Consider the following 15,772-nt stretch of genomic DNA (forward strand, 5'->3'; position numbering starts at 1 on the left):
TTGCACAACAAACTCACAGTCGCACGGGGAAATTATGACTACCCCGTGCGTCGCGAGGAAAACATACGGCAGGAGCAGGCTCGCCACCTAAATCGCGCGACGGGCCTCGATGGCGCGCCCAAGCGTAAGCTCGTCGGCATACTCCAGGTCGCCGCCCACGGGAAGGCCGCTTGCCAGACGCGATACCTCGACGCCCAGCGGCTTGATAGTGCGGGCCAGGTAGCTCGCCGTGGTCTCGCCCTCAATATTGGGGTTGGTGGCGATGATGACCTCGTGGATGTCCTCGTGGCCCAAGCGTGCCAGCAGCTCGCGGATGTGCAACTGCTCGGGACCAATCTTGTCCATGGGGCTGATCACACCGCCCAATACGTGGTAGAGGCCGTGGTAGCTGCCCGTGCGCTCGATCGCCTGGACGTCGCGCGGCTCGCCCACAACGCAAATGCGAGTGGTGTCGCGCATCGGGTCCTGGCAGATGGAGCACTCATCGGCCGTGGCGTAGTTAAAGCAACGACTGCAAAAGTGGACCTCCTGCTTGACCTCCAGGATGGCCTCGGCCAGGCGGCGGGCCTCCTCGGCATCGGCCTCGAGCAGGTAATAGGCGATACGCTGGGCCGACTTGGGACCAATGCCCGGCAGACGGCCCAGTTCATCGAGCAGTTTTTGCAGACTGTGATTTGCACTCATTTATATATGTGTCTTAGAACGGCATGCCCGGGATGTTGAGGCCGCCGGTGATGGCGCCCATCTGCTTGTTGGCGAGCTCGTTGACGCCGCGGACGGCCTCGTTGACGGCAGCCATGATCATATCCTGCAGCATATCGACGTCCTCGGGATCGAGCGCATCGGGATCGATGGTGAGGTTGACGAGCTCCATCTCGCCGTTAACGGTCACCTTGACCATGCCGCCGCCGGCAGAGGCGTCGACGGTCTGGGACTTGAGGTTCTCCTGCGCGGCGGCAAGCTGCTCCTGCATCTTGCGAGCCTGCTTCATCATCTGCTGCATGTTCATACCGGCCATGATGGCTCCTTTACGTGCGGCCGCACGCCGAGCTGCAAGGGCAGCCGGAGCACGGCGGGACTTTCAAACTCAAAAATCGTACCACGGCGCGCGGCGAGAGAGCGGGGCGGACGTGTTACCTCAGTCGATATACATGTCCTCCAATACAAACCGCACTCAAAGATTATGCAAGGTCGAATTATGCAAGGTTGCATAATATCGCACACTCAATCTAGTAGAGCCGGAATCCGACATTTAATGCGTACCACTAAATGGCTAAATGCCGAGCCACCACTCGAGGTGGCGCTCATGACGGTGGGGTATAATTTGATTGCCATAGATAGCAATTTGGAGGTACCCCATGAATGCCCCCGACGCGCTCCAAAACATCCGCTCAAAACACCCCGCTGCATATTTTGTTCTCTATCTCTTTGTCGGCTGGGCATTGCTGGTTGTCATCACCCATGCCATAGCTTTTGGAGCAGAACTGCTGATAGCCAGCTCGGACCAGCCCGTCGTCAAATGGGAGACGACCGATGAGTGCACCGACGGAACCCGAACCGTCTACTACAACAGCCCGTCCCTCTATCAAGAGTTCAAGGTCAAGATAAAGGACTTCAAGATTGTCGATGCCGAGCTAGGCGTTTATTTGGCAATCGGAGCAACCATTAACGCCGAGCAAGTCGAGTACACGGACAGCCATGCGACGTATCGTATCGACCTCAGCATCCTAGGCCGACCGTCACGCACCTGTCTGCTCAAATGCGACATACGCGGCACCACACTACACATGTCCGAAATACAGATGCGCCCGGACAAGGGGTCCTCTTCTTGAGCAGTATACCCGCCTGCGCAGCTACTCCACCGGCTTGAAGATGGTGGCCTGGCCAAAGACGCTGCGGATGAGGGCCTTGGCCTCGTCCTCGGTCTGCGGGATGCTCGGGGCTGCGCCCTGATGGCCGAAGGGGCTGCCAGCACCGGGATTGGATTCCCAGGGAGCGGCGGGGACGTCGTCGTTTGCAGAGGCTGCGGGTGCCACAGCAGCGGCCTTGGTCGCGGACGCCGCACCCGGCACGTCGAACGGGGGCAGATCGTCCCCGCCGGCATCGGCAGCAAAACCACCGACCATAGCATCGTCGTAGGGCACCTGCTCGGATTCCCATGGCGCAGCCTGCGCAGGCGGCTGAGCCATGGGGACGGACGCGCGCTCGGGCGCTCGGGGCGCGGGCTCGGTCGGGAGCTTGCCCGTGGCAGGAGCACCGGCAGGGTTGTCGGAGCGCAGCCAAGGGGCCTTGGCCAGGTCGGATGACTTGGGCGCAGGCGCGGCAGCGGACTTGGGCGCGGGGATCGGAGCAGCCGGTTTGGGCGCAGCGGGTTCAGGCGCCGACGGGGTCGGTGCCGCTACCGGCGCCGCTTTTGGCTGCGTCGCGCTGGCGCTCGAGGATGCAGGGGGCACCGAGGACACGGGTTGCGGGTCCGCAGATACCGCAGCCCGTGCAGATGGAGAATGCTCCTCATGTTGAGGAGCCGGCGTGCCACCCCCATCCAGGACATAGTCGACGGTGCGACGACCGAAAACCGCGCAGACCGTCGGCAGGACCACCGACTGCGTATCGGCGCGACCGAGCATCTTAATGGCAAAAGTCGAACCCGCGGGGAACGAGACCGTGAGCTTGGAGCCGTCGTCGGCCGTGGCGCGGGCGTTGAGCAAAAGCCCTGCGTAGGAAGCCTGACGCGCCTTGACGCGCTCGACAACCTCGGCCCATTTGCGCTGCAGCTCTCCGGCATCCTCGACCGCGGGCGTCTCGGCAGCACCGGCGGCGGCAACCTGGGCGGCATTGTTGGACTGGGGCTTAGGTGCCGGAGCGGTGGCAGGCGCGGGGGCCGCAACGGGCTGAGGCGCAGGCGCTGCAGGCTTGGAGGCTGACACGGACGCAGAACGGGGCGCAGGCTGGGCAGTCGGAACAGCAGCTCCGCGGTCCCAAGGCATGCCACCCTGGCGCGCGGACGTAGCAGCAGGGGCAGCGGATGCCGCCGGAGCGGCAGCACGGGCGCCCGAAATGAGCGTCGGCTGTTGGGCAGCAGCGGGTACGGATGCTGCAGGCGCGGCGGCCTGAGCAGCAGCCACGCTCGCCGGCACGGCGCCGTTGGCAACCATGGCCTCCAGACGTGCCACGCGCTCGGCCAATGCCTCAATCGTTAAATCAGCCTCGGGACGCGCCAGACGCGTGCAGGCAATCTCGAGCACCAGGCGCACGTCGCTCGCGCCCCTCATCTCCAGTGCGGCATCGTCGAGCACCGTCAGCACGCGGGCCAGGCGGTCGGCAGGATGCTCGCCAAAGGCAGCAGCCTCGGCAGCAAGCGCCTCGGCCTGCTCCGAGCCGCCCTCAAACAGCTCGGCACGGGCACCGGCAACGCAGGCAACGTACACGTCACGCACATGCGCCACCAGGTCGCGCGTCAGCTCAAGCAGGTCATTGCCCTCCTCGACCTGCACACGAATCAGTCCATAGAGCTCGGCAACATCGCGATCGGCAATGGCGCGGGAAAACTCGCCCAGGATCTGGTCCGAAACCTCGCCCAAAAGCGAGCGGGCGTCGTCCGCATGCACAGAACCGTTGCCAAAGACGCTCAGCTGCTCCAGCGTGGACAGCGCGTCGCGCATGCCGCCCTTGGCATGGCGCGCCACGATAGCCAGCGCCTCGTCGTCGTAATCGAAGCCCTCCTGCTCGCACACGTATGCCAAGCGATACTCGATATCCTCGTTGCCGATGCGATGGAAATCGAAACGCTGGCAGCGCGAGAGGATGGTCTCCAGAATCTTTTGCGGGTCGGTGGTGCACAGCACAAAGATCACGTGCGCCGGCGGCTCCTCAAGCGTCTTGAGCAGCGCGTTGAACGCCGCCGTCGTGAGCATGTGGACCTCGTCGATGATATAGATCTTGTACTTGCCGCGCACCGGGGCAAAGTTGACGGAGTTGATGATCTCCTCGCGCACGTTGTCCACGCCGGTACGGCTTGCGGCATCGAGCTCGTAGACATCCGGGTGGTTGCCCTCGGCGATGAGCTCGCACTCCTCGCAAGTACCGTCGGGCAAGCAGCCGCTTGCACCCTCGGCGCGCGCCGCCTCGGCATTGCGACACAGCAGTGCCTTGGCCAGAATGCGCGCCATGGTGGTCTTGCCCGTGCCGCGCGGTCCGCAGAATAGGTACGCGTGGGACAGGCGCCCCTCGGTGATGGCGTGCTCGAGCGTCGAGACGATATGCTGCTGGCCCACCACGGAGTCGAAGGTGAGCGGGCGATACTTTCGGTACAACGATTCCATGGGTGCTCCCCCGGGTATACTGAGTCTTGTTGCCGCGACGGCCATGCGGTCGCACGGCATACTGCATTCATAATAACCCGTACGGCGAGCCCGCCGCGATAGGAGTCCAAAGAGCATGGCAGACGCAGAGAGCAACCTCGTTCCCTCCGAAGCAGCCGACCAGGTCGAGGTCGCGCTCGAGGAGCAGGCCGCAGCCGACGACGGCATCCTGTACCTCAACGAGTACCAGTACGAAAACGACCTGGTCACCGACTTTGCGCGCCTGGTCGCCTCGCCCAGGCGCCGTGGCTCGCTGTATGTCGCCGCCGCGATTGCCGCGCTCATCGGCATCGGCATGCTGGTGGCCGGCGGCAACTGGATCAAGTTTGGCGTCGTGCTGATCGTATTCGGCGCCTTTTTGGCCTGGTGGAGCAAAAACCTGCACCACACCCTCGCCGGCGACTTTATCGACGCCGTCGAGGCCGACGAGTCCATGGGTGGCCGCTATCGCCGCGTCGCCGCCAACGAAGACGGCCTGATGGTTTGGGGCAAGAGCGGCAAGTCGCAGTTCTTCCCGTTTGACAAGCTCGACCACGTGCTCGACGGCGAGCGCATCTTTGTGGCCATGTTCGCCGACCAGGGCGTGACGATCCCCAAGGACACCTTCGTCCGTGGCGATGCCGAACAGTTCGGCCCCTTCCTTAAGGCGCGCATCAACAAAAAACTCCGCATCGAGACCAAGAAGAAGAAAATGAAGGCCGAGAAGGCCGCCGCCGAGGCCAAGCAGAGCGACAAGCCCCAGGAGGCCAAGGGCAGGCAGCGCAAGCAGAAGAAGAACAAGAAGAAGCGCTAAGGCCAAGCCAGACAGGCAGCCTCGCATCCCGCTATCCTCCCCATGCACCCGAGCGTGCTACACTAGCAGCATCTATGCCACCGCGAACGGCTCGGCTCCGCGCCCGCCACTCGCAAACGAACTTTAAACGCACGAGGGTTGGCCATGCCGCTTTTCTCGCAACATACCGCCCGGTTCTCGCCGGACGTTCCTTTGGAGGGCACCAGCTCTCGCGAGCTGCTCAAGCGGTACCAGCCGCTCGAGACACTTGCGACCGGCGGTTTTGGCTCCATCGAGATCTGCCGCGACACGCACCTGCGCCGCCGCGTCGCCATTAAGCGCATCCCCCTTATCAACGGTGCCGGCATGCCCGCCAGCGACATCATGGATGTCCTGCGCGAGGCGCACACTGCCGCCATGCTTCAACATCCCAACATCGTGCAGGTCATCGACTTTACGCACGACACAGCCTATGCCTACCTGGTTATGGAGTATGTCGATGGCATGTCGCTTGCCGAGTTTTTGCACCGCGTGGACGGCCACTCACTTACCTTTGGCGAGGCCGCGGCCATTGCCGATGCCCTGGGCCAGGCGCTCACCTTCGCCCATAGCAATGGCGTACTCCACCTGGACATTAAGCCCGCCAACGTGCTCATCGACCACTCGGGCAATGTAAAGCTCACCGACTTTGGCATGGCGCGACTGTCGTCCGCCGGTGGCTTTGGCTGCTCGCGCGGCGGCACCATCGGCTACATGCCGCCCGAGCAGCTCGATATCGAGACCGGCACGGTCGATGAGCGCGCCGATGTCTTTGCCCTCGCCTGTGTAATCTATGAGGGCCTGTGCGGCAGCGCTCCCTTTATGGCGGCCACGCCCGCCGACTCGCTCGACCGCATCATCGGCGGCGCCACCTATCCCAGCGAGCTGATACCACACTTTCCCCCGGGAGCCGAGGCCGCGCTCATGAGCGCGCTCTCCCCCATGCCGCAGGACCGCCCCAACAGCATCGAGGCATTTTGCGACCAGCTCCTTGCCGGTCTGGGCAGCGTGCGCGAGGGCCGTCGCAGCCTGGAGCAAATGGTTGGCAAGCTTTCGGATGACGAGCAGGAGCTCGACGGTATCGAGCCGTCGCACTACGAGGACGACGCCATCGAGGTCGACCCCGCACTCGGCTGGGCGGGCACGCGCTGGAGCCATGCGCGCGACTACACCATGCGCATTATCTCGGCGCTAACGTGCGGCACCTTTAGCTTTTTGCTGATGCAAACGGCCGGGGTCGCGGCGCTTCCCGGCCTGGTCATTGCGGCTATCGCAATCGGAGCGGCGGCTGGCCTGGCCCCCCAGATTGGCTCGGCCATCTCGGCTGTGGGCTTTTTGGTGCTCATGGCCAACGCCACCATGCAGGCGCAGGGCATCCTGTCGATGTTGCCCGTCGCGGTGATCTTTGCCGCCGCCATGTCCGGTTGGTGGATCGCCTGGGGTCGCACCGAGGCTGCCGCGAGCGCCGCACTCACCTGTGCACTCGCGCTTGGCTGTCTGACCGGCAATACCTTCCTAGCAGCTGGGGTCGCCGCCGGCGTCGCGTCATTTTGGCTCGGCCCGGCAAGCGCCGCCGCGGCAACGGGCATGGGCGCGCTTTTTGCCCGTCTGGCCACGGTCGCGCTTTCAGCCGGAGGCGTGCTGGGGCTCGGTAACGTTGCTGCAGCGCTGGGAGACCCGCTCCTTTGGGCTGCCTTTGTGCTGGTCGCGGCAACTGCCGCGGCGTCATCTGCGCTGCTCAATGTCCATGCCAAGCGTGCCGATCAGGGCTCAAACCTTGCCGCAATCGCCGCCATCGCTGTCACCGGCATCGGCTGCGCAGCGGCGTCCTGTCTTGCACACCATATGGAAATTGCCAGCCTTGCAGCCGCGGTCATCGCCAAGGCGGCGGTTGCGGGAATCCTATCCTCTATAATCGTTGGGATATGCCTATATTTGCTCGGATACCAAAGAACCTATACGGAGAGTGATCTTTCGTGAACTTCCTGAACATCTTCGAGGACCACGTGGCCGGCATCTTCGGTGCCACCCGTGCCCCGTTCTCCTTTAAGAAGCTTGCCAAGCAGGCCGCTCGCGACATGGAGGATCAGACTCTGGTGATCAACGGCGTCAACACGGCGCCGGCACTCTATACCATCCTTATCGCCGCCGACGACGATCCCATGCTCGCCCCGTTCTACCCCGAGCTTTCGCGCGAGGTCCGCGAGTTCGTGAAGGCGCAGGCCGAAAAGCGCCGCTATGTCTTTGTCGGCGAGCCCCTCGTGCGCTTTATGATCGATCCGCAGCTGCGCGCCGGCAAGTTCTCGGTCTTTGCCGAGAACGTCGATGCCCCCACGCTCGGCCGCCTGTACGAAGAAGAGCGCGCCTATCAGAACGGCCTGGGCCAGAACAACTCCGCGGCAAGCCGTGCCGCCAGCGCCCCGCGCGCCGGCCAGCAGCAGTTTGCCGCCCCGCAGCAGCAGCGCCCCGCCGCCATGCCCCAGCAGCAGCCGACGCCTCGCGCCGCCGCTCCCGACCCGCTTGCCGTGGCAGACCCCTTCGCGCCTAGCGTCCCCGACCCCGCCGCCGCACCCATCCCGGTGCCGCAGACCGTCTCGCGCGACGCGCTTGCCGGCATGGGCGGAGCCGCCGCGACCGGTGCCGCCGTGGGCCTAGGTGCCGCAGCCGGCATCGCCTCCAACATGGCGAGCACTCGCGCCCCGCAGCGCCCGCTCGCCCAGCTCGTCGACGTCGTGAGCGGCGAGAGCCATAGCATCACCTCCGCACAGGTGACCATCGGTCGCGAGCGCTCGGTTTCCGACATTGCCCTGCGCGACCCCAACGTGTCGCGCCGCCACGCCCAGCTCACCTTTACGGGCTCGGATTGGTCGATCGAGGACCTCAATTCCACCAACGGCACGCTCGTCAACAACCGCCGCATTACGCGCTGCCCGCTGCGCAACGGCGATTTGCTGACGTTTGGCCTGAGCACCTTTGAATTTAGGGGATAGTCGCTTATGAACATCGATATCGTCCTTTTTGCAGGCCGCATCGTCCTGGTCGCCCTGCTCTATATCTTCCTGTTCGCCGTCATGAAGACCGGCGTGGGACTCGTGCGCGGGCAGCGCCGTGACTCGGCTATCTGGACGATTGATGTGGACAAGGGTCCGCGCGGCATCCGCGGCATCCACGTAGACATGCTCGGCCCCGTCATCGTCGGCCGCTCGCCATCTTCGGACATCTGCATCAACGAGCCGTTTGTCTCGGCCTCGCATGCGCGCTTTTCGCTGCAGGGCCCGGCGCTCATCATCGAGGACCTCAACTCGCTTAACGGCACGCTCGTCAACGGCCGCCAGCTCGTGGAGCCCGCGACGCTGCGTGAGGGCGACGAAGTCCAGATTGGCGACGTGGTCATGAAGGTGAACCGTCGATGATCGACGAGGAGAACAAGTCCGCAACCATGACCGAGGCACCGGCTGCCGCCGTAGCTGCACCGGCCCACGCCGCTCCGGCAGACTCCACACCCGTGGAGCCCGAGGACACCGTGTTCTCCCTGCCTCTTTCGCATGTAACGCATGATATTTCAGATCTCGCCGATAACGAGGACGAAGAGGATGCCGTAGCGGCGCCCATCGGCGCACATGCTGCGGAACAGCCCACAGCGCCCGAAGCAACCCCGGCGCCGGCTCACTTTGCAGAGCCCGTCGCCGCGGCAATCAACGAGAGCGCTGCGGTGTTTGCGGCACCCGAGCCCGCCGCGCCGGCGTTTCCCATAGCCCCGGCATCCGAGGTTGCGCCCGCGTCTACGCCGGCGCCCGAGGCGGGGACATCCCCCGAGGACGGCCCTGCACCCAAGACCCCGCAGCCTGCGCCCGCAAGCGAGTCCGATGCCGTGGCCGAGCCCGCCGCCCAGTCGCAAAACACGCCCGCGCCGTCGCACTTTGCGACGCCCGAGCCTATAGACGTCAGCCCGCAAGATGACGAGTCGACCGCCCGCGTGTCCGAGGAGCCCGACTCCCCGGACACCGGCGATTCCGAATCAAACGCCGAGACCGACACCGTCTCTCCCGGTGACACAGCCGAAATCGACGTTGCCGCCGTTGAGGCCAAACTCAAAGACCCCGGCTCGACCATGAGCTTTGAACCCCTAACCGAGGAGCGCATCGAGACCGACTCGACCTATGATGCCGGCACCACCACGCAACTCATGTGGGGCGCCCGCTCCGACGTTGGCTGTGTGCGCCCGCACAATGAGGATTCCTACCTGGTGCAGTCGCCGCTCTTTTGCGTATGCGACGGCATGGGTGGTCACGCCGCCGGCGAGGTAGCCTCTTCTATCGCCGTCGAGACTATAGCCAAGACGGCCCCACAGTCCGCCGACGCAGCACGCCTGGCCGCATCCGTCGAGGCAGCCAACGCCGCCGTAATCGAGGCGGCCCTGAACGGCCTGGGCAAGCCCGGCATGGGCTGCACAGCCACCTGCGCCTACATCGAAAACGACACGCTCGCCATCGCCCACGTGGGCGACTCTCGCGCCTATCTGCTCCACGAGGGCACGCTCATCCGCGTGACCCGCGACCACTCCTACGTGGAGGAGCTCGTGGACGCCGGCGAGATCACGGCAGACGAGGCTCGCGTCCACCCCAACCGTTCGGTCATCACCCGCGCGCTGGGCTCGGACCCCGCCATGTATGCCGACCACTTCACTCTGCATATCGAGGAAGGCGACCGCCTGATCCTGTGCTCCGACGGCCTCTCGAGCATGATTCCCGATAGCGATATCGAGAACATCGCCACGCAGTCCTCAACCGCGCAAATCTGCGTCGACAACCTAGTGGACGCGGCGCTTGCCGCCGGCGGCCACGACAACGTAACCGTAGTAGTCGTTGACCTGGTTGACGATGGCGTTATGCGCGAGGCGCAACGCGTGCGTCGCCGCAATGTTACTATCGCCGCCATCCTGGCCCTCGTCTTTGTGCTAGCAGCTGGCATCTGGGCCTACACGGGTGTCACCGGCTCGTACTACCTGGGTACCTACCAGGGCAATGTCGCCGTCTGGCGCGGCCTGCCCGGCAAGCCACTCGGACTCAAGCTCCACTGGCTCGAAAGCGAAACCAGCATCAAGCTGTCCGACCTGCCCGAAGACACGCAAAACCGCCTCAAGGCGGGCATTCCGCAAACAAGTGTCGACGATGCGCAGGACACGATATCCAAGTACCGCCACCAGATCGACGAGGAGCAGACCCGCCAGGTGATCGACGCGCAAACGATTCGCGACAACACCAATCAGGGATCGACCTCCGAATCAGATTCCGAGAAAACCGCCGAACAGTCCGCCGAGGCCGAAGCCTCCGATAAGAATTAGAAAGGGAGTGCCGCTTATGAGTCGCCGCAACACCGAGCTGCTCTTGCTCATCGCCTCGGCGTTCCCCGTCATCCTGCTGTATGCGATGTACGTCCTCACCGCGGGCGCTGCCATCTCCTTTGAGACGCTCGCCGTACCGATCGGCCTCTTTGCCGCCTTTGCCGCGGCCCACATTGCCGTGCGCATCTTGGCGCCCGGTGCCGACCCCGCCATCCTGCCCATCGTATTTATACTTTCGGGCATCGGCATCACGTTCGTGACGCGCCTCGCCCCCGCTCTCGCCATCTCACAGCTCATCATCCTGTTTGTCTCGGTGGCGCTCATGGTGGGAACGCTTGCACTAGTCAAAAACCTCGACGTGGTCATGCGCTACAAGTACACCTTTGGCATCATCGGCATCATTCTGCTGATGCTGCCTATCTTTATCGGCACCACGATCTCGGGCTCCAAGCTGTGGATTCGCATCGCGGGCTTTACCATCCAGCCCGGCGAGTTCGCCAAGGTCTTTATCGTCCTGTTCCTGGCCGGCTACCTGGCCGAGAACCGCGAGCTGCTCTCCATCTCCAACCGCAAGATTCTGGGCTTTAAGATCCCTCGCCTGCGACTGCTGCTGCCGCTGTTTGCCGTGTGGGGTGTGTGCCTGCTCGTCGTCGTCTTCGAACGCGACCTGGGTTCGGCCGTGCTGTTCTACACCATCTTCTTGCTGATGCTCTACGTTGCCACGGGGCGCTTTTCGTATGTCGTTATCGGCCTTGCGCTCTTAGCTGTCGGAGCCGTGGGCGCCTACAAGTTCCTGTCGCACGTTCAGGTGCGTTTCCAGGTTTGGGTCGATCCGTTTAAGGACGCCCAGGGCCAGGGCTACCAGATCGTCCAGTCGCTCTTCTCGCTTGCCGATGGCGGCCTGGTCGGTGTTGGCATCGGCAACGGCATGGCCAACAACATCCCTGTCGTCGAGTCCGACTTTATCTTCTCGGCCATTGGCGAGGAGATGGGCCTTTTGGGCGGCGGCGCCGTGCTCATCCTGTTTATGCTCTTTGCCGTGCGTGGCCTCACCACAGCTGCCCGCGCTAAATCCGACCTCGCCGCCTTTAGCGCCACCGGTCTTACGGCAGCCATCAGCTTCCAGGCCTTCTTGATCGTGGGCGGCGTCACCCGCCTGATCCCGCTGACCGGCGTCACTCTGCCCTTTATGAGCCAGGGCGGCTCCTCGCTGCTGGCAAGCTTTATCATCGTCGCGCTCCTGCTGCGCGCCGGTGACGAGGCGACCGGACGCGAGGCCGAGCTTACCGGCACCGGCACCATGGCCGCCATCACCGATGATCAGGTCGCATCGGCCGCCGCCCCGACGGGCACGCGCTTTGCCACCTCGTCTTCCTACGGCAGCGGCAGCCATTCCGTCGGCTCGCGCATGCGTCGTCGCCTGCTCGACACGCCTGAATCCGGTGTGCTCGGCCGCGTGGCGCTCGCCAACCGTCTAACCCGCGCGGTGCTCGCCTTTACGGCGCTGTTCGCCATCCTTATCGGCAACCTCACCTATGTCCAGGTCATCAAGGCCAAGGACTATCAGGACATGCCGACCAACAACCACACCATCGCCCGCTCCAAGTACATCCAGCGCGGCTCCATCATCACGTCCGACGGCGTGACGCTGGCCGAGTCGCTGCAGCAGGAGGACGGCACCTACGTACGCTCCTACCCCAACGGTAACCTGGCAGCGCACGTGGTTGGCTACGTGAGTCAGCAGTATGGCACCACCGCCATCGAGAGCGTCATGAACGACACGCTCACCGGTTCTAAGGACTACTCCAGCTGGAACAACGCCATCGCGTCGCTCGCGGGCCAGACCCAGCCGGGCAACACCGCCAAGCTCACCATCGACTCGCGCATCCAGACGGCGGCCGAGCAGGCACTCAAGGGCTTTAAGGGCGCTGTAGTGGTCATCGACCCGCGTACCGGCGCGGTGCTCGCATGTGCCAGCTCGCCCACCTATGACAACACCAACATCGATGCCCTGCTGCAGACGGGCGGCGGCGAGGACGGCTCCATGTACAATCGCGCCATGGACGCGCTGTACACGCCGGGCTCAACGTTTAAGGTCGTTACGCTTTCCGCGGCACTCGAGACCGGCACCGCCAGCCTTACCAGCACCTACCAGGCGCCCGACTCCATGGACATCGGCAACGCACCGGTCACCAACTATGCCAACGAGAGCTACGGCACCATCAGCCTGCAGCAGGCCTTTGCCGTGTCCTCCAACGTCGTCTTTGGCCAGGTGGCAAACGAAGTTGGCGCAAACACGCTCGTACAGTTTGCCAACGCCTTTGGCTACGGCCAAAAGCTCGGCCAAGACCTGACCTCCGCGGCCTCCATCATGGCCGACCCGTCGCTCATGACCGAGTGGGAGACCGCCTGGGCCGGCGCCGGCCAGCCTGTCGGCATGGACCACACGCCCGGCCCGCAGACCACCGTCATGCAAAACGCCGTGATTGCCGCCGCCATCGCTAACAGCGGCGTGGTCATGGACCCGTACTTTGTAGCCCAGGTACTCGCCCCGGACGGAACCGTGGTCAAGACCACGCAGCCCCGCTCGCTGGGTCAGGCCGTCAGCTCCGCCACGGCCGACCAGGTCAAGCAGGCCATGCTTGCCGTCGTCCAGTCCGGCACCGGCACCGATGCCCAAATCCCCGGCGTCAAGGTCGCCGGCAAGACCGGCTCGGCCGAGACCGGCGGCACCAACGTCAACTCGATGTTCGTTGGCTTTGCACCTTACGATTCACCCACGGTCGCCATCTCGGTGGCCCTGGAGGATTACGACAAGCATGACGTCAAGGCCGCCAAAATCGCCGGTATCGTCCTGACTGCGGCGCTTGCCGCACAGGGAGCGTGATGCCCATGATTGAATCGGACACCCGAGGCGCGCCGCGGCCGAAGAGTTAGCGGCAACGCGCCACACGGCCCCAGCGGCCACACATTTGGTACTACACACATCGTTGAGCGAATAGTTATGTTAGGAGCAGGAATGGAACAGAGGGTCCTCGGGGGAAGATACCTCCTTAAGGATAAGGTGGGAACGGGCGGTATGGCGACCGTCTTCCGTGCACAGGATCAGGTCCTCGACCGCACGGTTGCCGTCAAGATCATGCTGCCGCAGTATGCCGGCGACGCCACCTTCGCCGCCCGCTTTAAGCAGGAGGCCCAGGCAGCTGCCGGCCTGTCCTCCCCCTATATCGTGGGCGTCTACGACTGGGGCAAGGACGGCGACACCTATTACATCGTCATGGAGTACCTGCGCGGTACCGACCTTAAGAGCGGCATCAAGAGCCACGGCGCCCTCGATCCCAAGAAGGTCGCGCAGATCGGCTCGCAGATCAGCTCCGCGCTTTCGGTCGCACACAAGCACGAGATCATCCACCGCGACATTAAGCCGCAAAACATCATGGTGCTGCCTGACGGCAACATCAAGGTAATGGATTTTGGCATCGCACGCGCCAAGAACAGCCACCTCACGCAGGATAACAACGTGCTGGGCACCGCCCACTATGTAAGCCCCGAGCAGACCCGCGGCCAGGACCTCGGCCCCACCTCGGATATCTACTCGCTGGGTGTCGTCATGTACGAGTGTGCCACCGGCCGCGTACCCTTTGACGGCGACGACGCCATCTCGGTCGCGCTCAAGCAGGTCAACGAGCTCCCCATCCCGCCGAGCCAGATCAACTCCGGCGTCGATGCCGACCTGGAGCGCATCATCCTCAAGTGCATGGAGAAGGACCCGGCAAACCGCTTCCAGACGGCCGACGAGCTGCGCCAGGTGCTCAACAGCTACCTGTCCGGCCGTGCCGTCAACGTCTCGGAGCCCACGCGCATCATCGGTGCCGCCGGCGACCTGGGTGCCACCAAGACCCGCGAGCTTTCCGACTCAACGCGCGCTATGGTTCGTCCCGTCTCGGGCGTGAGCGGTCAGAATACCGCCCGTAGCGCTGTCTCGGGCTCCACGGGCTCCTACGAGGTCGAGAAGCCTAAGTCCAACAAGAACAAGATCATCGCCGCCGTGATTGCCGCCGTCGCCGTGATTGGCGTGGTGGTGGCCTTTGCCACGGGCATGTTCAGTGGCGAACAGGTCACGGTGCCCGACGTGCTGGGCAAGGACCAGGAGACCGCTATTGAGCTGATCAAGGAAGCCGGCCTTGAGGTTGGCACCGTCGACCAAAGCTACAACGACGATGTCGACGAGGGAAAGGTCGCCGAGCAGACCCCCAACGGCAACACCAAGAAGGCCAAGGGCACGAGGGTGAACCTGGTAATCTCCAAGGGCCCTAAGCCCTCCGAGAAGGTTGAGGTTCCGCAGCTCCTCGGCCTGACCAAGGACCAGGCCGAGGCCGCACTGGCAAGCGTGGGCCTGAAGGGCAGCGCTTCGGAGGAAGCCAATGAGGCCGAAGAGGGCCAGGTCTTTGAGCAGAGCACTGCTGCCGGCAAGGAGGTCGAGAAGGGCACGACTATCTCGTACAAGGTCTCTGGCGGCCCGGACACCACCTCGGTGCCCGATCTGACCGACATGACCGAGGCCCAGGCGCGCAACGCTCTCGACATGGCTGGCTTTGGCGTCGACGTGAGCTACCAGGAAAACGACTCGGTTACCGAGGGCACCGTAATTAGCTGGAACCCCAGCGGCAAGCAGAAGCCCGGTGCCACGATCACCGTCGTCATCGCCAAGAAGTCCGGCAAGGCCAGCGTCCCGGGCAACCTGTACGGCAAGAGCATCTCCGCCGCCGTCACCGCGCTCAACAACGCCGGTTTCTACAACATCGCATTCTGCGATCAGAACGGCAACCCCGTGAGCGGCAACGAAAACGCCACCGTTACGGGTGTCTCCCCCACCGGCAAGCAGTCCACCGATAGCACGATCACGCTGACGGTTTCCATCTCCGGTTCCGGCGACGACTCCGAGTCTAGCAACTAACGTCGATCGCTTGTTGCTCCGAGCGGCTTAGACCGCAAACACATTCGCTCAGAAGCGCCCGCTTGCTCCCCCAGCAAGCGGGCGCTTTTCTTTTGATGTGGGATTGCCGCCCATGGATGAACGCGGCTTTAAACCAGAAGAGCCCGGCACCATGGCGGTACCGGGCTCAATAAATCTCTGGTGCCCCCGAGCGGATTCGAACCGTCGGCACCCGCTTTAGGAGATCGCGTCGAAAATGTTGGTGTAAGGGCGGCGCCCTAGCGCCCGTTTAACGAAGAACGGCCTTCGTCCTAGAATCT

The 15,772-nt window shown here is 63.8% G+C and carries 11 protein-coding genes; 8 read left to right on the plus strand and 3 right to left on the minus strand.

The genetic code is table 11. From position 1 onward, the window contains the following. Window positions 1-87: 87 nt before the first annotated feature. Together recR and PMX21_RS06070 are read right to left on the minus strand one after the other, a co-directional pair. On the minus strand, window positions 88-684 hold the full coding sequence (gene recR / locus PMX21_RS06065) for a recombination mediator RecR (RefSeq protein WP_006235173.1): 597 nt from the start codon (window positions 682-684) through the stop codon (window positions 88-90). 13 nt (window positions 685-697) lie between these two features. Further along, complete coding sequence (locus PMX21_RS06070; protein ID WP_006235174.1) at window positions 698-1,018, minus strand: YbaB/EbfC family nucleoid-associated protein; 321 nt, start codon at window positions 1,016-1,018, stop codon at window positions 698-700. Between the two features lie 340 nt (window positions 1,019-1,358). Here PMX21_RS06070 and PMX21_RS06075 point away from each other — a divergent pair, with 340 nt between their 5' ends. Continuing rightward, the gene (locus PMX21_RS06075) at window positions 1,359-1,832 is read left to right on the plus strand and encodes a hypothetical protein (RefSeq protein WP_271758672.1); all 474 of its coding nucleotides are present in this window, start codon (window positions 1,359-1,361) and stop codon (window positions 1,830-1,832) included. 21 nt (window positions 1,833-1,853) lie between these two features. On the opposite strand, the gene dnaX is transcribed toward PMX21_RS06075, so the two are convergent. Further along, window positions 1,854-4,322 carry a DNA polymerase III subunit gamma/tau gene (gene dnaX, locus PMX21_RS06080; RefSeq protein WP_271758674.1) on the minus strand — a complete coding sequence of 823 codons (2,469 nt, stop codon included), beginning with the start codon at window positions 4,320-4,322 and terminating at the stop codon, window positions 1,854-1,856. A gap of 115 nt (window positions 4,323-4,437) precedes the next feature. Here dnaX and PMX21_RS06085 point away from each other — a divergent pair, with 115 nt between their 5' ends. From PMX21_RS06085 to pknB, 7 genes are all read left to right on the plus strand, one after another. Then, entirely contained in the window at window positions 4,438-5,154 is a 717-nt protein-coding gene (locus PMX21_RS06085) for a hypothetical protein (RefSeq protein WP_271758676.1), read from the plus strand. Between the two features lie 144 nt (window positions 5,155-5,298). Next, complete coding sequence (locus tag PMX21_RS06090; protein ID WP_271758678.1) at window positions 5,299-7,152, plus strand: serine/threonine-protein kinase; 1,854 nt, start codon at window positions 5,299-5,301, stop codon at window positions 7,150-7,152. Next, complete coding sequence (locus PMX21_RS06095) at window positions 7,149-8,162, plus strand: FhaA domain-containing protein (RefSeq protein ID WP_035136732.1); 1,014 nt, start codon at window positions 7,149-7,151, stop codon at window positions 8,160-8,162. The genes PMX21_RS06090 and PMX21_RS06095 overlap by 4 nt, the downstream gene beginning before the upstream one ends. A 6-nt stretch (window positions 8,163-8,168) precedes the next feature. Next, window positions 8,169-8,585 (plus strand): FHA domain-containing protein, encoded by a 417-nt coding sequence (locus PMX21_RS06100; RefSeq protein ID WP_006235180.1) that lies wholly within the window; start codon window positions 8,169-8,171, stop codon window positions 8,583-8,585. Further along, window positions 8,582-10,516 (plus strand): Stp1/IreP family PP2C-type Ser/Thr phosphatase, encoded by a 1,935-nt coding sequence (locus PMX21_RS06105; RefSeq protein WP_271758680.1) that lies wholly within the window; start codon window positions 8,582-8,584, stop codon window positions 10,514-10,516. The genes PMX21_RS06100 and PMX21_RS06105 overlap by 4 nt, the downstream gene beginning before the upstream one ends. 16 nt (window positions 10,517-10,532) lie before the next feature. Next, window positions 10,533-13,403, plus strand: coding sequence for an FtsW/RodA/SpoVE family cell cycle protein (locus tag PMX21_RS06110; RefSeq protein WP_271758682.1), 2,871 nt, complete (start codon window positions 10,533-10,535; stop codon window positions 13,401-13,403). 132 nt (window positions 13,404-13,535) lie between these two features. Beyond that, the gene (gene pknB / locus PMX21_RS06115) at window positions 13,536-15,473 is read left to right on the plus strand and encodes a Stk1 family PASTA domain-containing Ser/Thr kinase (protein ID WP_271758684.1); all 1,938 of its coding nucleotides are present in this window, start codon (window positions 13,536-13,538) and stop codon (window positions 15,471-15,473) included. The last annotated feature ends 299 nt before the right edge of the window (window positions 15,474-15,772 follow it).

The organism is Collinsella aerofaciens (assembly GCF_028209885.1).
Classification (GTDB): Bacteria; Actinomycetota; Coriobacteriia; order Coriobacteriales; family Coriobacteriaceae; genus Collinsella; species Collinsella aerofaciens_BA.